The 23,263-nt window shown below is 43.1% G+C and carries 1 protein-coding gene; it reads right to left on the minus strand.

Translation table 11 applies throughout. The annotated features are described in order from the left end of the window. Positions 1-550: 550 nt before the first annotated feature. Positions 551-23,179: an Ig-like domain-containing protein gene (locus AC2G3J_RS14515; RefSeq protein ID WP_483770190.1), complete on the minus strand. Its 22,629-nt coding sequence runs from the start codon at positions 23,177-23,179 to the stop codon at positions 551-553. Between the last annotated feature and the right edge of the window lie 84 nt (positions 23,180-23,263).

Raw genomic sequence — 23,263 nt, forward strand, 5'->3', positions numbered from 1 at the left:
TTAATTAGACAAGTAGAATTAAATATCTTTCTTAAGGTTAAAGTACAAACCATGTATCAGAACTTCATCTAGTAAAGATATATTGTTTATATTTCGTAAATCTATCATCATAATGTACTTATATAGTTACGTCCATAATCAAAAAACTTAATATTCCCCCCAAATTTTTCCCAAAAAATTAAGTTTTAAATTTTTTAAACAGTTATCATTAATGATGTTGTTAATGGCTTCCATTTGGCTAAGGTCGGTACAGATAGCAATGCAGATATCATTGATTTACATGAATTATTAGATCGTTATACTGGAACACCAAGTTTATATACTGATACAGATGGTGTAAAATTAGAAGTCATATACTTGAAAAATTTCAAGTGATGGAAGTAACACTACTATTGCAATTGACCGTGATGGTGGGGCTGATAACTATTCGAATGTTTTGACTTTGAACGAGATTGATACAGATTTAATTACTCTACTATTGAATAATCTGTTAGTTATTTAAAATTAAAAAAATGGCGCCTAGGCGCCATTTTTTATTACTCAACAAATTTTAGCCAATTACAATTTGATGATTTGCAAGCAATGTTTCCAAATCTGTATGAATATTATTTAGAGTTACTAATGGTGTGTAATTTGTACCACCAACCAAACCATCACGGTCTATACTCACTACAGTATTATTACCAACTTGAGTTACACTGAGATAATTAGCAATCAGATCACCAGCGTCAATCGTCGCTGTACCATTGATATAATGAGCAGCACCATCAGCATCCGCTGTGTAACCAATCAATAAATCTTTGATATTGATAATATCAGCATTTGGCGTTGCTTCAACCGTACCGACTTTAAAACCATTGACAGTATCTGAACCGTTTCCACCTGTTGCATCTGCTGCAAGCAACTTATACATCAAGGTATCTTGTCCACCACTGGTGAGATTGAAGGTATCATTTCCACCACGACCATCGAAGTAGTTGTTCAGCGCATTGCCTGTAAAGGTATCAGCCGCTGATCCACCTGCAATTCCTTCAATATTCTTAAAGGTTGCTGTACCAAACCCAGTATTTTGTGCAGTTATCAATGATAAATCAATCGTCAATGCTGCACCTGAGAGCTTATAGTCCACAATATCTAGACCACCCGTATTACTCCAAGCTTTAACACCTGAAATCGTGGTGGTACCACCTGCACCGTTATAGATATCCACTCCCAAAGTCGCAAAGAATGTATCGTTATAACCTGTGCCGACAATACCATTGACTTTATTGGCATTTGCAACATTAGTACTAGATTCAGTAGTGAGTACATAAGCATTATTTGCTTCAGTGGCTTTTAATCCAGCCCAAGCCGCATTCACAATTTCAACCGTATTACTACCCACTGTTGCAACACCACCCACATCTGCGGCAGCATTATTTTTCTGACGCAAGATCACCGCACTATAGGTTTTAGTTGCATCTAGATTATAGAAGTCAACAATTGCCGTACTGTCATTGGTCTGGTTGCCTGATTGTGCATTGATAATCTGGGTCGAAACAACTAACCCAGTCGCCTGATCAATCAATTGAACCGTATTACCATATAAAGAGTTAATGCCTTCTTCATCAAGAATTCGTAAATGAATACTTGTTCCATAAGCCACATTATTTTTGTTCTCGATATACGTGGTTTGGCCATTTACTGTAAAGGCAAGTAAGTCACGATCGCCATCCCAATCGATATCCACCGCAATAGCACCTGTCACTGGACCACTATTGGTTCCTGTAGTACTGCTGGTACCAATCGTTGTTTTGCCCACTTGGGTCAATAAATTACTGGTTGAGAAACTGTTCGTCGTAATACCAGCAACTGTAGTTGTGGTATTGGTATATAAGTTAATTGGACCGGTATTGGCAGCATTATTCACACCACCATTATTACCCATACCAGGCAATTCGATCACATCTATCTTGCCATCATGATTCCAATCTAACGCAATAGATGCTCCACCTGCAATATTATCGGTAAAGGTATATTTGCCAGTCAGTGTATTTGGGTTACCAATACCATTAGCATCAGGATCAATAAACGATAATTTGCCCGTACCATCGTTGTAATAAATACGGCTTGCATATTCACCCGCATTATTACCCGCGCCAGAGCTCGCTATATCCGACTCACTGCCTCGACCAAGGAACAGATCCATATAGCCATCGCCATTGAAATCTGCCCAAGTCATGGCAACACCATTACCAATATTAGGGTCATCATCTGTGCCACGCTGGAATACGTTTTCAACAATCTGATCTACATTCCAAGCACCAGTATTTGTTCCTTTGGAAATTACTAAGCGTGCCTGATTCGTACTAATTGCACCTGAAGCAGTAATTCTTGAACCATCAGCAACAATATTTTGACTATGCATAGCAAAATCGACAATACCATCATTGTTAATATCTACGCCTGAAAGTTCCATATCAGGTTGAGATTGATCACGTCCAATAGGCTGATGTGTACTATCTGCCGCATAATCAGTCGCAAAATTACCATCCTTCGACATTCCAGTTATAGTTCCATCATTGTTGAGAATAATTTGAGAACCATAACCACCACGTATTGCAGAGTCATTTGGTGTTTGATCACCATTGATTAGATCAACTAAGCCATCACCGTTTTTATCGATAGCGACAATACCGCCATACCAAGACCAGCTATTTGCACTTCCAGCGGTATTTGCATCACCTGCAAAAGCGCCAGTTTGCGGTGCATTTGTATTTGCTCCGACTTGATAAGCTGTGTATGTAGTTCCATTGTAGTAGAACATTTGCTGACCATCATCAAATCGATTATCAATCGCAAATAAATCCATCAGACCATCACGGTTATAATCCATAAAGGTTGCATTTTGTACATAGTTTTGTGTGTCATACCCTGTACCACCATTATTACTTACCAAAGCTGTGCTTGTAAAACTTCCTAGTGTTGAAGATGAAGTACCATTGGCATCCAACATAGTCTGGTTGCTATGAATACGCCATGTACCATCCTGACCAATGGTTACTGCAGTTGCTTTTTGATCAGGGTCGCCACCACCAGCACCCACCGTTACCACAGGTGTAGCAGCAACAACTAATTCATTAGTTGTATCATCTTGAGTAATCGTCGTTCCAGTCGCATCTTTTAATAATGCACTTACATTATAAGTTCCTACAGCTAGAACATCCGCTGCTGGAATTTGCACATACCAAGTATTGTTAAGAGGATCAACTACTACAGCACCCGTCTGAGATGAATAAGTTTTACCATTCACCGTAACTTCAAGATACTCACCTGGAAGAATTTTGAAACCTGTCGATCCACTGACAATCGGGGTGGTATCCAAAGTGTTCTGAGTGTTCACATTGACTGTTAAGTCTACATTAATCACAAAGTTTGCACTTTGGGCACCTGTATTTCCTGATGTATCCACCACTCGAGCATAATAGGTATAGCTTTGACCATCATTTAAATTAGAGTTAATTTCATAGGTCCATGCTGTCCCAACAGTGTTGGCATAACCAAGTAGACTAGTTACTGCACCATTTACCTGATAAATCGCAATTTGCTCGCCTGCACCCAATGTTGCATTCACTGTTCCATTTAATACTGGTGTACGATCATCTGTGGTCGTTCCACTATTAAAGTTACCCGTACTTACGCCAACATCATCGGTATAAGTTGTAATTGCTACAAGCTGAGTTGGTGCAGTGGTATCAATCACTATTGCTTGACTGTCGGTACTTCCAATATTTCCTGCTGTATCAATGACACGTGCTTGATATGTAAAGTTGCTGCTATGAACTACTGCATCAACTAAACTCCATGTTGTACCTGTCGTGATTGCATCAATCCAAGTCGTACCACCATCATTTGATACTTGTACTTTTTCTCCGGCATTCAATGCTGTCGTTAATGTACCGCTGAGAGTCAATGTTGTATCACTGGTAATAAAGTCAGTACTTGATGTGCCGGTATCTGTACTAATTGCTGTGATATCAATCACAGATGTTGGTGCAGTGGTATCAATCACTATTGCCTGACTATCTGTACTTCCAATATTTCCTGCTGTATCAATGACACGTGCTTGATATGTAAAGTTACTACTATGAACTACTGCATCAACTAAACTCCATGTTGTACCTGTCGTGATTGCATCAATCCAAGTCGTACCACCATCATTTGATACTTGTACTTTTTCTCCGGCATTCAATGCTGTCGTTAATGTACCGCTGACAGTCAATGTTGTATCACTGGTAATAAAGTCAGTACTTGATGTGCCGGTATCTGTACTAATTGCTGTGATATCAATCACAGATGTTGGTGCAGTGGTATCAATCACTATTGCTTGACTGTCGGTACTTCCAATATTTCCTGCTGTATCAATGACACGTGCTTGATATGTAAAGTTACTACTATGAACTACTGCATCAACTAAACTCCATGTTGTACCTGTCGTGATTGCATCAATCCAAGTCGTACCACCATCATTTGATACTTGTACTTTTTCTCCGGCATTCAATGCTGTCGTTAATGTACCGCTGACAGTCAATGTTGTATCACTGGTAATAAAGTCAGTACTTGATGTGCCGGTATCTGTACTAATTGCTGTGATATCAATCACAGATGTTGGTGCAGTGGTATCAATCACTATTGCTTGACTATCTGTACTTCCAATATTTCCTGCTGCATCAATGACACGTGCTTGATATGTAAAGTTACTACTATGAACTACTGCATCAACTAAACTCCATGTTGTACCTGTCGTGATTGCATCAATCCAAGTCGTACCACCATCATTTGATACTTGTACTTTTTCTCCGGCATTCAATGCTGTCGTTAATGTACCGCTGACAGTCAATGTTGTATCACTGGTAATAAAGTCAGTACTTGATGTGCCGGTATCTGTACTAATTGCTGTGATATCTACAAGGTTTGAAGCACTAGGAGCAGTTGTATCTACAGAAATCGCATAGTTGTTCGATACTGAACCTTGGTTACCAGCCGCATCTTCTACTCGTGCTATATAACTATAAGTCGTACCATCAACTAAGCCATTATCAGCATAGGTCCAAGTTGTACCTGATACCGTTGCTGTGCCAACCTTGACACCATCACGATATACCACAACAACTTCACCTGAACCCAATGTAGTACTAATCGTACCTTGAACTTCTGGCGTTACATCATTTGTTGCACCGTTATTAGCAACAATACCTGTTTGTGGATCAACATCATCGATTACTTGAGTAATTACGGTCGTTTGTGTCGGCGCTATAGTATCAACAGTAATTGTATATGCTGAAGATGCTGGGCTTTGATTACCACCCGCTGTTTCAACGCGTGCTGTATATACATAGGTATTGCCGTTACTTAATCCACTGTCATTAAAGGTCCATGTTGTACCTGTAACTGTTGCAGTGCCAATCACCACACCGTCACGTAATACTACAACTGTTTCTGTACCTGTAAGTGCTGTTGAAATTGAACCTGTTAATTGCGGCGTCGTATCATTTGTTGCACCATTATTGGCAACAACTCCTGTTTGCGGAGCAAAGTCATCTAATACAGATAAGATTTGTACAGATTGACTTGAACCACTGGTATCTACAGAAATCGCATAGTTGTTCGATACTGAACCTTGGTTACCAGCCGCATCTTCTACTCGCGCTGTATAGCTATAGGTTGAACCACTTGCCAAACCTGCATCAGCATAGGTCCAAGTTGTACCTGATACCGTTGCTGTGCCAACCTTGGCACCATCACGATATACCACAACAACTTCACCTGAACCCAATGTAGCACTAATCGTACCTTGAACTTCTGGCGTGTCATCATTGGTGAAAGCACCATTGGCAACATTTCCTAAACCTGGTGCAACGTTATCAACAACTGTTGTAATCGTTGTGGTTTGTGTCGGCGCTACAGTATCAACAGTAATTGTATATGCTGAAGATGCTGGGCTTTGATTACCACCCGCTGTTTCAACGCGTGCTGTATATACATAGGTATTGCCGTTACTTAATCCACTGTCATTAAAGGTCCATGTTGTACCTGTAACTGTTGCAGTGCCAATCACCACACCGTCACGTAATACTACAACTGTTTCTGTACCTGTAAGTGCTGTTGAAATTGAACCTGTTAATTGCGGCGTCGTATCATTTGTTGCACCATTATTGGCAACAACTCCTGTTTGCGGAGCAAAGTCATCTAATACAGATAAGATTTGTACAGATTGACTTGAACCACTGGTATCTACAGAAATCGCATAGTTGTTCGATACTGAACCTTGGTTACCAGCCGCATCTTCTACTCGCGCTGTATAGCTATAGGTTGAACCACTTGCCAAACCTGCATCAGCATAGATCCAAGTTGTACCTGATACCGTTGCTGTGCCAACCTTGGCACCATCACGATATACCACAACAACTTCACCTGAACCCAATGTAGCACTAATCGTACCTTGAACTTCTGGCGTGTCATCATTGGTGAAAGCACCATTGGCAACATTTCCTAAACCTGGTGCAACGTTATCAACAACTGTTGTAATCGTTGTGGTTTGTGTCGGCGCTACAGTATCAACAGTAATTGTATATGCTGAAGATGCTGGGCTTTGATTACCACCCGCTGTTTCAACGCGTGCTGTATATACATAGGTATTGCCGTTACTTAATCCACTGTCATTAAAGGTCCATGTTGTACCTGTAACTGTTGCAGTGCCAATCACCACACCGTCACGTAATACTACAACTGTTTCTGTACCTGTAAGTGCTGTTGAAATTGAACCTGTTAATTGCGGCGTCGTATCATTTGTTGCACCATTATTGGCAACAACTCCTGTTTGCGGAGCAAAGTCATCTAATACAGATAAGATTTGTACAGATTGACTTGAACCACTGGTATCTACAGAAATCGCATAGTTGTTCGATACTGAACCTTGGTTACCAGCCGCATCTTCTACTCGCGCTGTATAGCTATAGGTTGAACCACTTGCCAAACCTGCATCAGCATAGGTCCAAGTTGTACCTGATATCGTTGCTGTGCCAACCTTGACACCATCACGATATACTACAACAACTTCACCTGAACCCAATGTAGCACTAATCGTACCTTGAACTTCTGGCGTGTCATCATTGGTGAAAGCACCATTGGCAACATTTCCTAAACCTGGTGCAACGTTATCAACAACTGTTGTAATCGTTGTGGTTTGTGTCGGCGCTACAGTATCAACAGTAATTGTATATGCTGAAGATGCTGGGCTTTGATTACCACCCGCTGTTTCAACGCGTGCTGTATATACATAAGTATTGCCGTTACTTAATCCACTGTCATTAAAGGTCCATGTTGTACCTGTGACTGTTGCAGTACCAATCACCACACCGTCACGTAATACTACAACTGTTTCTGTACCTGTAAGTGCTGTTGAAATTGAACCTGTTAATTGCGGCGTCGTATCATTTGTTGCACCATTATTGGCAACAACTCCTGTTTGCGGAGCAAAGTCATCTAATACAGATAAGATTTGTACAGATTGACTTGAACCACTGGTATCTACAGAAATCGCATAGTTGTTCGATACTGAACCTTGGTTACCAGCCGCATCTTCTACTCGCGCTGTATAGCTATAGGTTGAACCACTTGCCAAACCTGCATCAGCATAGGTCCAAGTTGTACCTGATATCGTTGCTGTGCCAACCTTGACACCATCACGATATACCACAACAACTTCACCTGAACCCAATGTAGCACTAATCGTACCTTGAACTTCTGGCGTGTCATCATTGGTGAAAGCACCATTGGCAACATTTCCTAAACCTGGTGCAACGTTATCAACAACTGTTGTAATCGTTGTGGTTTGTGTCGGCGCTACAGTATCAACAGTAATTGTATATGCTGAAGATGCTGGGCTTTGATTACCACCCGCTGTTTCAACGCGTGCTGTATATACATAAGTATTGCCGTTACTTAATCCACTGTCATTAAAGGTCCATGTTGTACCTGTGACTGTTGCAGTACCAATCACCACACCGTCACGTAATACTACAACTGTTTCTGTACCTGTAAGTGCTGTTGAAATTGAACCTGTTAATTGCGGCGTCGTATCATTTGTTGCACCATTATTGGCTACAACTCCTGTTTGCGGAGCAAAGTCATCTAATACAGATAAGATTTGTACAGATTGACTTGAACCACTGGTATCTACAGAAATCGCATAGTTGTTCGATACTGAACCTTGGTTACCAGCCGCATCTTCTACTCGCGCTGTATAGCTATAGGTTGAACCACTTGCCAAACCTGCATCAGCATAGGTCCAAGTTGTACCTGATACCGTTGCTGTGCCAACCTTGGCACCATCACGATATACTACAACAACTTCACCTGAACCCAATGTAGCACTAATCGTACCTTGAACTTCTGGCGTGTCATCATTGGTGAAAGCACCATTGGCAACATTTCCTAAACCTGGTGTAACGTTATCAACAACTGTTGTAATCGTTGTGGTTTGTGTCGGCGCTACAGTATCAACAGTAATTGTATACGAATTAGATACACCACCTGAAATTGATGCCGCATTTTGTACATATGCTGTGTAGGTATAACCCAACCCATTGCCCAAACCACTGTCATTAAAGGTCCATGTTGTACCTGTGACTGTTGCAGTACCAATTACAACACCATCACGAACAACAACTACACTTTCACCAACATTTAATACTGCACTAATCGTACCTTCAATTAGAGGAGTCGTATCATTTGTTGCACCATTATTGGCAACAACACCAGTTTGTGGAGCGAAGTCATCTTGCACCGCAGTGATCATAGTCGTTTGTGTTGGACCACCTGTCTGAATGGTCACACTATAATCAGCTGAACTATTTCCTGTATTACCCGCTGCATCTTCAACACGTGCTGTATAGCTATATGTTGATTCACTCGCCAACCCACTATCAGTATATGTCCAACTTGTATTAGTTACTGTTGCTGTGCCAACTTTAACACCATCACGGTATATCGCAACAACTTCACCTGAACCCAATACAGTGCTGATCGTACCTTGTAATTCTGGTGTTGTGTCATTCGTTGTACCGCCATTAGCAACATTTCCTGTTTGTGGTGCAACATCATCAACTATGTTACTGATCACTACAGTTTGTGTTGGTGCACTGCTATCTACTGAAATACTATAATTAGTAGAAATCGCACCACGGTTACCCGCTGCATCTTCTACACGTGCTGTATAGATATAAGTACTACCATCCACTAAACCAGCATCAGCAAATGTCCAAGTTGTACCTGTGACTGTTGCAGTTCCAACCACTGCTCCATCACGTAAAATAACAACTCGCTCACCACTGTTCAAAGCAGCACTGATTGTTCCACCAAGTAATGGTGTAGTGTCATTGGTTGAACCACCATTAGCAACATTACCTAAGCCTGGTGCTACATCATCTGTAACTGTTGAGATGATGACTGATTGTGTTGGTGCACTGGTATCTACAGAAACTGCATAGTTATTTGATACTGAACCTTGGTTACCAGCCGCATCTTCTACTCGTGCTGTATAGACATAATTTACGCCATCAGCTAAACCTGTATCTGCGAATGTCCAAGTCGTATTGGTCACAGTTGCTGTGCCAATCTTAACTCCATCACGATATACCGCAACAACTTCACCTGAACCCAATACAGTACTGATCGTACCTTGCAATTCTGGTGTTACATCATTCGTTGTACCGCCATTAGCAACATTTCCTGTTTGTGGTGCAACATCATCAACTATGTTACTGATCACTACAGTTTGTGTTGGTGCACTGCTATCCACTGAAATACTATAATTAGTAGAAATCGCACCACGATTACCCGCTGCATCTTCTACACGTGCTGTATAGATATAAGTACTACCATCCACTAAACCAGCATCAGCAAATGTCCAAGTTGTACCTGTGACTGTTGCAGTTCCAACCACTGCTCCATCACGTAAAATAACAACTTGCTCACCACTGTTCAAAGCAGCACTGATTGTTCCACCAAGTAATGGTGTAGTGTCATTGGTTGAACCACCATTAGCAACATTACCTAAGCCTGGTGCTACATCATCTGTAACTGTTGAGATGATGACTGATTGTGTTGGTGCACTGGTATCTACAGAAACTGCATAGTTATTTGATACTGAACCTTGGTTACCAGCCGCATCTTCTACTCGTGCTGTATAGACATAATTTACGCCATCAGCTAAACCTGTATCTGCGAATGTCCAAGTCGTATTGGTCACAGTTGCTGTGCCAATCTTAACTCCATCACGATATACCGCAACAACTTCACCTGAACCCAATACAGTACTGATCGTACCTTGCAATTCTGGTGTTACATCATTCGTTGTACCGCCATTAGCAACATTTCCTGTTTGTGGTGCAACATCATCAACTATGTTACTGATCACTACAGTTTGTGTTGGTGCACTGCTATCTACTGAAATACTATAATTAGTAGAAATCGCACCACGGTTACCCGCTGCATCTTCTACGCGTGCTGTATAGATATAAGTACTACCATCCACTAAACCAGCATCAGCAAATGTCCAAGTTGTACCTGTGACTGTTGCAGTTCCAACCACTGCTCCATCACGTAAAATAACAACTCGCTCACCACTGTTCAAAGCAGCACTGATTGTTCCACCAAGTAATGGTGTAGTGTCATTGGTTGAACCACCATTAGCAACATTACCTAAGCCTGGTGCTACATCATCTGTAACTGTTGAGATGATGACTGATTGTGTTGGTGCACTGGTATCTACAGAAACTGCATAGTTATTTGATACTGAACCTTGGTTACCAGCCGCATCTTCTACTCGTGCTGTATAGACATAATTTACGCCATCAGCTAAACCTGTATCTGCGAATGTCCAAGTCGTATTGGTCACAGTTGCTGTGCCAATCTTAACTCCATCACGATATACCGCAACAACTTCACCTGAACCCAATACAGTACTGATCGTACCTTGCAATTCTGGTGTTACATCATTCGTTGTACCGCCATTAGCAACATTTCCTGTTTGTGGTGCAACATCATCAACTATGTTACTGATCACTACAGTTTGTGTTGGTGCACTGCTATCTACTGAAATACTATAATTAGTAGAAATCGCACCACGATTACCCGCTGCATCTTCTACACGTGCTGTATAGATATAAGTACTACCATCCACTAAACCAGCATCAGCAAATGTCCAAGTTGTACCTGTGACTGTTGCAGTTCCAACCACTGCTCCATCACGTAAAATAACAACTTGCTCACCACTGTTCAAAGCAGCACTGATTGTTCCACCAAGTAATGGTGTAGTGTCATTGGTTGAACCACCATTAGCAACATTACCTAAGCCTGGTGCTACATCATCTGTAACTGTTGAGATGATGACTGATTGTGTTGGTGCACTGGTATCTACAGAAACTGCATAGTTATTTGATACTGAACCTTGGTTACCAGCCGCATCTTCTACTCGTGCTGTATAGACATAATTTACGCCATCAGCTAAACCTGTATCTGCGAATGTCCAAGTCGTATTGGTCACAGTTGCTGTGCCAATCTTAACTCCATCACGATATACCGCAACAACTTCACCTGAACCCAATACAGTACTGATCGTACCTTGCAATTCTGGTGTTACATCATTCGTTGTACCGCCATTAGCAACATTTCCTGTTTGTGGTGCAACATCATCAACTATGTTACTGATCACTACAGTTTGTGTTGGTGCACTGCTATCTACTGAAATACTATAATTAGTAGAAATCGCACCACGGTTACCCGCTGCATCTTCTACGCGTGCTGTATAGATATAAGTACTACCATCCACTAAACCAGCATCAGCAAATGTCCAAGTTGTACCTGTGACTGTTGCAGTTCCAACCACTGCTCCATCACGTAAAATAACAACTCGCTCACCACTGTTCAAAGCAGCACTGATTGTTCCACCAAGTAATGGTGTAGTGTCATTGGTTGAACCACCATTAGCAACATTACCTAAGCCTGGTGCTACATCATCTGTAACTGTTGAGATGATGACTGATTGTGTTGGTGCACTGGTATCTACAGAAACTGCATAGTTATTTGATACTGAACCTTGGTTACCAGCCGCATCTTCTACTCGTGCTGTATAGACATAATTTACGCCATCAGCTAAACCTGTATCTGCGAATGTCCAAGTCGTATTGGTCACAGTTGCTGTGCCAATCTTAACTCCATCACGATATACCGCAACAACTTCACCTGAACCCAATACAGTACTGATCGTACCTTGCAATTCTGGTGTTACATCATTCGTTGTACCGCCATTAGCAACATTTCCTGTTTGTGGTGCAACATCATCAACTATGTTACTGATCACTACAGTTTGTGTTGGTGCACTGCTATCTACTGAAATACTATAATTAGTAGAAATCGCACCACGATTACCCGCTGCATCTTCTACACGTGCTGTATAGATATAAGTACTACCATCCACTAAACCAGCATCAGCAAATGTCCAAGTTGTACCTGTGACTGTTGCAGTTCCAACCACTGCTCCATCACGTAAAATAACAACTTGCTCACCACTGTTCAAAGCAGCACTGATTGTTCCACCAAGTAATGGTGTAGTGTCATTGGTTGAACCACCATTAGCAACATTACCTAAGCCTGGTGCTACATCATCTGTAACTGTTGAGATGATGACTGATTGTGTTGGTGCACTGGTATCCACAACCACTTGAATTGGATCACTTGGAACACTGGTGTTACCCGCTGGATCTGTGATCGTATAGGTAATCTCGTGTGGACCTTCAGTTAACGGATCAACTGGTGTCAAGGTACCAGTAGTTGGATCATAAGTAGATGGAACTTCTACACCATCTACAATCAATGTTGGTGTCTCACCTGGTGTCACTGGACCAATGACAATCCCTGGTGTGGTGTCATCTGTCTGAGTACCACCTGGGAAAGTCCCTTGGTTGTCACCTTGGTTATCAACAAAGTCTGTTGGTGTTGTTGGTTTAATTGGCGCTGTTGTATCCACAACCACTTGAATTGGATCACTTGGAACACTGGTGTTACCCGCTGGATCTGTGATCGTATAGGTAATCTCGTGTGGACCTTCAGTTAACGGATCAACTGGTGTCAAGGTACCAGTAGTTGGATCATAAGTAGATGGAACTTCTACACCATCTACAATCAATGTTGGTGTCTCACCTGGTGTCACTGGACCAATGACAATCCCTGGTGTGGTGTCATCTGTCTGAGTACCACCTGGGAAAGTCCCTTGGTTGTCACCTTGGTTATCAACAAAGTCTGTTGGTGTTGTTGGTTTAGTTGGCGCTGTTGTATCCACAACCACTTGAATTGGATCACTTGGAACACTGGTGTTACCCGCTGGATCTGTGATCGTATAGGTAATCTCGTGTGGACCTTCAGTTAACGGATCAACTGGTGTCAAGGTACCAGTAGTTGGATCATAAGTAGATGGAACTTCTACACCATCTACAATCAATGTTGGTGTCTCACCTGGTGTCACTGGACCAATGACAATCCCTGGTGTGGTGTCATCTGTCTGAGTACCACCTGGGAAAGTCCCTTGGTTGTCACCTTGGTTATCAACAAAGCCTGTTGGTGTTGTTGGTTTAGTTGGCGCTGTTGTATCCACAACCACTTGAATTGGATCACTTGGAACACTGGTGTTACCCGCTGGATCTGTGATCGTATAGGTAATCTCGTGTGGACCTTCAGTTAACGGATCAACTGGTGTCAATGTACCAGTAGTTGGATCATAAGTAGATGGAACTTCTACACCATCTACAATCAATGTTGGTGTCTCACCTGGTGTCACTGGACCAATGACAATCCCTGGTGTGGTGTCATCTGTCTGAGTACCACCTGGGAAAGTCCCTTGGTTGTCACCTTGGTTATCAACAAAGTCTGTTGGTGTTGTTGGTTTAGTTGGCGCTGTTGTATCCACAACCACTTGAATTGGATCACTTGGAACACTGGTGTTACCCGCTGGATCTGTGATCGTATAGGTAATCTCGTGTGGACCTTCAGTTAACGGATCAACTGGTGTCAATGTACCAGTAGTTGGATCATAAGTAGATGGAACTTCTACACCATCTACAATCAATGTTGGTGTCTCACCTGGTGTCACTGGACCAATGACAATCCCTGGTGTGGTGTCATCTGTCTGAGTACCACCTGGGAAAGTCCCTTGGTTGTCACCTTGGTTATCAACAAAGTCTGTTGGTGTTGTTGGTTTAGTTGGCGCTGTTGTATCCACAACCACTTGAATTGGATCACTTGGAACACTGGTGTTACCCGCTGGATCTGTGATCGTATAGGTAATCTCGTGTGGACCTTCAGTTAACGGATCAACTGGTGTCAATGTACCGGTAGTTGGATCATAAGTAGATGGAACTTCTACACCATCTACAATCAATGTTGGTGTCTCACCTGATGTCACTGGACCAATGACAATCCCTGGTGTGGTGTCATCTGTCTGAGTACCACCTGGGAAAGTCCCTTGGTTGTCACCTTGGTTATCAACAAAGTCTGTTGGTGTTGTTGGTTTAATTGGCGCTGTTGTATCCACAACCACTTGAATTGGATCACTTGGAACACTGGTGTTACCCGCTGGATCTGTGATCGTATAGGTAATCTCGTGTGGACCTTCAGTTAACGGATCAACTGGTGTCAAGGTACCAGTAGTTGGATCATAAGTAGATGGAACTTCTACACCATCTACAATCAATGTTGGTGTCTCACCTGGTGTCACTGGACCAATGACAATCCCTGGTGTGGTGTCATCTGTCTGAGTACCACCTGGGAAAGTCCCTTGGTTGTCACCTTGGTTATCAACAAAGTCTGTTGGTGTTGTTGGTTTAGTTGGCGCTGTTGTATCCACAACCACTTGAATTGGATCACTTGGAACACTGGTGTTACCCGCTGGATCTGTGATCGTATAGGTAATCTCGTGTGGACCTTCAGTTAACGGATCAACTGGTGTCAAGGTACCAGTAGTTGGATCATAAGTAGATGGAACTTCTACACCATCTACAATCAATGTTGGTGTCTCACCTGGTGTCACTGGACCAATGACAATCCCTGGTGTGGTGTCATCTGTCTGAGTACCACCTGGGAAAGTCCCTTGGTTGTCACCTTGGTTATCAACAAAGTCTGTTGGTGTTGTTGGTTTAGTTGGCGCTGTTGTATCCACAACCACTTGAATTGGATCACTTGGAACACTGGTGTTACCCGCTGGATCTGTGATCGTATAGGTAATCTCGTGTGGACCTTCAGTTAACGGATCAACTGGTGTCAATGTACCAGTAGTTGGATCATAAGTAGATGGAACTTCTACACCATCTACAATCAATGTTGGTGTCTCACCTGGTGTCACTGGACCAATGACAATCCCTGGTGTGGTGTCATCTGTCTGAGTACCACCTGGGAAAGTCCCTTGGTTGTCACCTTGGTTATCAACAAAGTCTGTTGGTGTTGTTGGTTTAGTTGGCGCTGTTGTATCCACAACCACTTGAATTGGATCACTTGGAACACTGGTGTTACCCGCTGGATCTGTGATCGTATAGGTAATCTCGTGTGGACCTTCAGTTAACGGATCAACTGGTGTCAATGTACCGGTAGTTGGATCATAAGTAGATGGAACTTCTACACCATCTACAATCAATGTTGGTGTCTCACCTGATGTCACTGGACCAATGACAATCCCTGGTGTGGTGTCATCTGTCTGAGTACCACCTGGGAAAGTCCCTTGGTTGTCACCTTGGTTATCAACAAAGTCTGTTGGTGTTGTTGGTTTAATTGGCGCTGTTGTATCCACAACCACTTGAATTGGATCACTTGGAACACTGGTGTTACCCGCTGGATCTGTGATCGTATAGGTAATCTCGTGTGGACCTTCAGTTAACGGATCAACTGGTGTCAAGGTACCAGTAGTTGGATCATAAGTAGATGGAACTTCTACACCATCTACAATCAATGTTGGTGTCTCACCTGGTGTCACTGGACCAATGACAATCCCTGGTGTGGTGTCATCTGTCTGAGTACCACCTGGGAAAGTCCCTTGGTTGTCACCTTGGTTATCAACAAAGCCTGTTGGTGTTGTTGGTTTAGTTGGCGCTGTTGTATCCACAACCACTTGAATTGGATCACTTGGAACACTGGTGTTACCCGCTGGATCTGTGATCGTATAGGTAATCTCGTGTGGACCTTCAGTTAACGGATCAACTGGTGTCAATGTACCGGTAGTTGGATCATAAGTAGATGGAACTTCTACACCATCTACAATCAATGTTGGTGTCTCACCTGATGTCACTGGACCAATGACAATCCCTGGTGTGGTGTCATCTGTCTGAGTACCACCTGGGAAAGTCCCTTGGTTGTCACCTTGGTTATCAACAAAGCCTTCTGGTGTTGTTGGTTTAGTTGGCGCTGTTGTATCCACAACCACTTGAATTGGATCACTTGGAACACTGGTGTTACCCGCTGGATCTGTGATCGTATAGGTAATCTCGTGTGGACCTTCAGTTAACGGATTAACTGGTGTCAAGGTACCGGTAGTTGGATCATAAGTAGATGGAACTTCTACACCATCTACAATCAATGTTGGTGTCTCACCTGGTGTCACTGGACCAATGACAATCCCTGGTGTGGTGTCATCTGTCTGAGTACCACCTGGGAAAGTCCCTTGGTTGTCACCTTGGTTATCAACAAAGTCTGTTGGTGTTGTTGGTTTAATTGGCGCTGTTGTATCCACAACCACTTGAATTGGATCACTTGGAACACTGGTGTTACCCGCTGGATCTGTGATCGTATAGGTAATCTCGTGTGGACCTTCAGTTAACGGATCAACTGGTGTCAATGTACCAGTAGTTGGATCATAAGTAGATGGAACTTCTACACCATCTACAATCAATGTTGGTGTCTCACCTGGTGTCACTGGACCAATGACAATCCCTGGTGTGGTGTCATCTGTCTGAGTACCACCTGGGAAAGTCCCTTGGTTGTCACCTTGGTTATCAACAAAGTCTGTTGGTGTTGTTGGTTTAGTTGGCGCTGTTGTATCCACAACCACTTGAATTGGATCACTTGGAACACTGGTGTTACCCGCTGGATCTGTGATCGTATAGGTAATCTCGTGTGGACCTTCAGTTAACGGATCAACTGGTGTCAATGTACCGGTAGTTGGATCATAAGTAGATGGAACTTCTACACCATCTACAATCAATGTTGGTGTCTCACCTGATGTCACTGGACCAATGACAATCCCTGGTGTGGTGTCATCTGTCTGAGTACCACCTGGGAAAGTCCCTTGGTTGTCACCTTGGTTATCAACAAAGTCTGTTGGTGTTGTTGGTTTAGTTGGCGCTGTTGTATCCACAACCACTTGAATTGGATCACTTGGAACACTGGTGTTACCCGCTGGATCTGTGATCGTATAGGTAATCTCGTGTGGACCTTCAGTTAACGGATCAACTGGTGTCAAGGTACCAGTAGTTGGATCATAAGTAGATGGAACTTCTACACCATCTACAATCAATGTTGGTGTCTCACCTGGTGTCACTGGACCAATGACAATCCCTGGTGTGGTGTCATCTGTCTGAGTACCACCTGGGAAAGTCCCTTGGTTGTCACCTTGGTTATCAACAAAGCCTGTTGGTGTTGTTGGTTTAGTTGGCGCTGTTGTATCCACAACCACTTGAATTGGATCACTTGGAACACTGGTGTTACCCGCTGGATCTGTGATCGTATAGGTAATCTCGTGTGGACCTTCAGTTAACGGATCAACTGGTGTCAAGGTACCAGTAGTTGGATCATAAGTAGATGGAACTTCTACACCATCTACAATCAATGTTGGTGTCTCACCTGGTGTCACTGGACCAATGACAATCCCTGGTGTGGTGTCATCTGTCTGAGTACCACCTGGGAAAGTCCCTTGGTTGTCACCTTGGTTATCAACAAAGTCTGTTGGTGTTGTTGGTTTAGTTGGCGCTGTTGTATCCACAACCACTTGAATTGGATCACTTGGAACACTGGTGTTACCCGCTGGATCTGTGATCGTATAGGTAATCTCGTGTGGACCTTCAGTTAACGGATCAACTGGTGTCAAGGTACCAGTAGTTGGATCATAAGTAGATGGAACTTCTACACCATCTACAATCAATGTTGGTGTCTCACCTGGTGTCACTGGACCAATGACAATCCCTGGTGTGGTGTCATCTGTCTGAGTACCACCTGGGAAAGTCCCTTGGTTGTCACCTTGGTTATCAACAAAGTCTGTTGGTGTTGTTGGTTTAATTGGCGCTGTTGTATCCACAACCACTTGAATTGGATCACTTGGAACACTGGTGTTACCCGCTGGATCTGTGATCGTATAGGTAATCTCGTGTGGACCTTCAGTTAACGGATCAACTGGTGTCAAGGTACCAGTAGTTGGATCATAAGTAGATGGAACTTCTACACCATCTACAATCAATGTTGGTGTCTCACCTGGTGTCACTGGACCAATGACAATCCCTGGTGTGGTGTCATCTGTCTGAGTACCACCTGGGAAAGTCCCTTGGTTGTCACCTTGGTTATCAACAAAGTCTGTTGGTGTTGTTGGTTTAGTTGGCGCTGTTGTATCCACAACCACTTGAATTGGATCACTTGGAACACTGGTGTTACCCGCTGGATCTGTGATCGTATAGGTAATCTCGTGTGGACCTTCAGTTAACGGATCAACTGGTGTCAAGGTACCAGTAGTTGGATCATAAGTAGATGGAACTTCTACACCATCTACAATCAATGTTGGTGTCTCACCTGGTGTCACTGGACCAATGACAATCCCTGGTGTGGTGTCATCTGTCTGAGTACCACCTGGGAAAGTCCCTTGGTTGTCACCTTGGTTATCAACAAAGCCTGTTGGTGTTGTTGGTTTAGTTGGCGCTGTTGTATCCACAACCACTTGAATTGGATCACTTGGAACACTGGTGTTACCCGCTGGATCTGTGATCGTATAGGTAATCTCGTGTGGACCTTCAGTTAACGGATCAACTGGTGTCAATGTACCAGTAGTTGGATCATAAGTAGATGGAACTTCTACACCATCTACAATCAATGTTGGTGTCTCACCTGGTGTCACTGGACCAATGACAATCCCTGGTGTGGTGTCATCTGTCTGAGTACCACCTGGGAAAGTCCCTTGGTTGTCACCTTGGTTATCAACAAAGTCTGTTGGTGTTGTTGGTTTAGTTGGCGCTGTTGTATCCACAACCACTTGAATTGGATCACTTGGAACACTGGTGTTACCCGCTGGATCTGTGATCGTATAGGTAATCTCGTGTGGACCTTCAGTTAACGGATCAACTGGTGTCAATGTACCAGTAGTTGGATCATAAGTAGATGGAACTTCTACACCATCTACAATCAATGTTGGTGTCTCACCTGGTGTCACTGGACCAATGACAATCCCTGGTGTGGTGTCATCTGTCTGAGTACCACCTGGGAAAGTCCCTTGGTTGTCACCTTGGTTATCAACAAAGTCTGTTGGTGTTGTTGGTTTAGTTGGCGCTGTTGTATCCACAACCACTTGAATTGGATCACTTGGAACACTGGTGTTACCCGCTGGATCTGTGATCGTATAGGTAATCTCGTGTGGACCTTCAGTTAACGGATCAACTGGTGTCAATGTACCGGTAGTTGGATCATAAGTAGATGGAACTTCTACACCATCTACAATCAATGTTGGTGTCTCACCTGATGTCACTGGACCAATGACAATCCCTGGTGTGGTGTCATCTGTCTGAGTACCACCTGGGAAAGTCCCTTGGTTGTCACCTTGGTTATCAACAAAGTCTGTTGGTGTTGTTGGTTTAATTGGCGCTGTTGTATCCACAACCACTTGAATTGGATCACTTGGAACACTGGTGTTACCCGCTGGATCTGTGATCGTATAGGTAATCTCGTGTGGACCTTCAGTTAACGGATCAACTGGTGTCAAGGTACCAGTAGTTGGATCATAAGTAGATGGAACTTCTACACCATCTACAATCAATGTTGGTGTCTCACCTGGTGTCACTGGACCAATGACAATCCCTGGTGTGGTGTCATCTGTCTGAGTACCACCTGGGAAAGTCCCTTGGTTGTCACCTTGGTTATCAACAAAGTCTGTTGGTGTTGTTGGTTTAGTTGGCGCTGTTGTATCCACAACCACTTGAATTGGATCACTTGGAACACTGGTGTTACCCGCTGGATCTGTGATCGTATAGGTAATCTCGTGTGGACCTTCAGTTAACGGATCAACTGGTGTCAAGGTACCAGTAGTTGGATCATAAGTAGATGGAACTTCTACACCATCTACAATCAATGTTGGTGTCTCACCTGGTGTCACTGGACCAATGACAATCCCTGGTGTGGTGTCATCTGTCTGAGTACCACCTGGGAAAGTCCCTTGGTTGTCACCTTGGTTATCAACAAAGTCTGTTGGTGTTGTTGGTTTAGTTGGCGCTGTTGTATCCACAACCACTTGAATTGGATCACTTGGAACACTGGTGTTACCCGCTGGATCTGTGATCGTATAGGTAATCTCGTGTGGACCTTCAGTTAACGGATCAACTGGTGTCAATGTACCAGTAGTTGGATCATAAGTAGATGGAACTTCTACACCATCTACAATCAATGTTGGTGTCTCACCTGGTGTCACTGGACCAATGACAATCCCTGGTGTGGTGTCATCTGTCTGAGTACCACCTGGGAAAGTCCCTTGGTTGTCACCTTGGTTATCAACAAAGTCTGTTGGTGTTGTTGGTTTAGTTGGCGCTGTTGTATCCACAACCACTTGAATTGGATCACTTGGAACACTGGTGTTACCCGCTGGATCTGTGATCGTATAGGTAATCTCGTGTGGACCTTCAGTTAACGGATCAACTGGTGTCAATGTACCGGTAGTTGGATCATAAGTAGATGGAACTTCTACACCATCTACAATCAATGTTGGTGTCTCACCTGATGTCACTGGACCAATGACAATCCCTGGTGTGGTGTCATCTGTCTGAGTACCACCTGGGAAAGTCCCTTGGTTGTCACCTTGGTTATCAACAAAGTCTGTTGGTGTTGTTGGTTTAATTGGCGCTGTTGTATCCACAACCACTTGAATTGGATCACTTGGAACACTGGTGTTACCCGCTGGATCTGTGATCGTATAGGTAATCTCGTGTGGACCTTCAGTTAACGGATCAACTGGTGTCAAGGTACCAGTAGTTGGATCATAAGTAGATGGAACTTCTACACCATCTACAATCAATGTTGGTGTCTCACCTGGTGTCACTGGACCAATGACAATCCCTGGTGTGGTGTCATCTGTCTGAGTACCACCTGGGAAAGTCCCTTGGTTGTCACCTTGGTTATCAACAAAGCCTGTTGGTGTTGTTGGTTTAGTTGGCGCTGTTGTATCCACAACCACTTGAATTGGATCACTTGGAACACTGGTGTTACCCGCTGGATCTGTGATCGTATAGGTAATCTCGTGTGGACCTTCAGTTAACGGATCAACTGGTGTCAATGTACCGGTAGTTGGATCATAAGTAGATGGAACTTCTACACCATCTACAATCAATGTTGGTGTCTCACCTGATGTCACTGGACCAATGACAATCCCTGGTGTGGTGTCATCTGTCTGAGTACCACCTGGGAAAGTCCCTTGGTTGTCACCTTGGTTATCAACAAAGCCTTCTGGTGTTGTTGGTTTAGTTGGCGCTGTTGTATCCACAACCACTTGAATTGGATCACTTGGAACACTGGTGTTACCCGCTGGATCTGTGATCGTATAGGTAATCTCGTGTGGACCTTCAGTTAACGGATTAACTGGTGTCAAGGTACCGGTAGTTGGATCATAAGTAGATGGAACTTCTACACCATCTACAATCAATGTTGGTGTCTCACCTGGTGTCACTGGACCAATGACAATCCCTGGTGTGGTGTCATCTGTCTGAGTACCACCTGGGAAAGTCCCTTGGTTGTCACCTTGGTTATCAACAAAGCCTTCTGGTGTTGTTGGTTTAGTTGGCGCTGTTGTATCCACAACCACTTGAATTGGATCACTTGGAACACTGGTGTTACCCGCTGGATCTGTGATCGTATAGGTAATCTCGTGTGGACCTTCAGTTAACGGATCAACTGGTGTCAAGGTACCGGTAGTTGGATCATAAGTAGATGGAACTTCTACACCATCTACAATCAATGTTGGTTTGTCGCCTGGTGTCACTGGACCAATGACAATCCCTGGTGTGGTGTCATCTGTCTGAGTACCACCTGGGAAAGTCCCTTGGTTGTCACCTTGGTTATCAACAAAGCCTTCTGGTGTTGTTGGTTTAGTTGGCGCTGTTGTATCCACAACCACTTGAATTGGATCACTTGGAACACTGGTGTTACCCGCTGGATCTGTGATCGTATAGGTAATCTCGTGTGGACCTTCAGGTAATGGATTAACTGGTGTCAAGGTACCGGTAGTTGGATCATAAGTAGATGGAACTTCTACACCATCTACAATCAATGTTGGTTTGTCGCCTGGTGTCACTGGACCAATGACAATCCCTGGTGTGGTGTCATCTGTCTGAGTACCACCTGGGAAAGTCCCTTGGTTGTCACCTTGGTTATCAACAAAGCCTGTTGGTGTTGTTGGTTTAGTTGGCGCTGTCGTATCTTTGCTATTGTTATGATCATTATGAGCCCACCAAAGTATCCCTGCTGCAGCTGTAGGAATGAAAGACCATGCCAAAGGCCCAGCAACAGAGTCGTGATAAAGAAGTGGTTCTATATTTTCAATATATCCATATGTAATATTATCTAATAAAGCACCATTTGCATCAGTAAACTGTACCCATAAAAGCTTATGTTGATCATCTTCAAAAACTAAACTATTTTCAGTTTGGTAATTTGTATTATTAAAGAAATTCTCAATAATAATATGTTCACCATTTTTAAGAGTAATAATAGCACTATTACCATTTTGCTCTATTTTTAAAACATCCTCTTTATTTATTTTCAATACAACCACAGATGCTTCAGATAAAGAAACTTTATTTTCATTTATCTCCATCAATGTATTATGTGTTTCTTTTGAAATTACTTTTATATTAGACATGCAATAACCCTCCAGGGTTTTAATTACAAAGCAAATTAAAAACAAGACCTTATAAGCCCATTACTATTTGTTAATATTAAATCT

The sequence above is a fragment of the Acinetobacter legionensis genome (assembly GCF_057165765.1).

What these genes read in the sequence shown, in the direction of transcription:
- AC2G3J_RS14515 (WP_483770190.1), bottom strand. Translation starts at nt 23,179, where the DNA reads ATGTCTAATATAAAAGTAATTTCAAAAGAAACACATAATACATTGATG.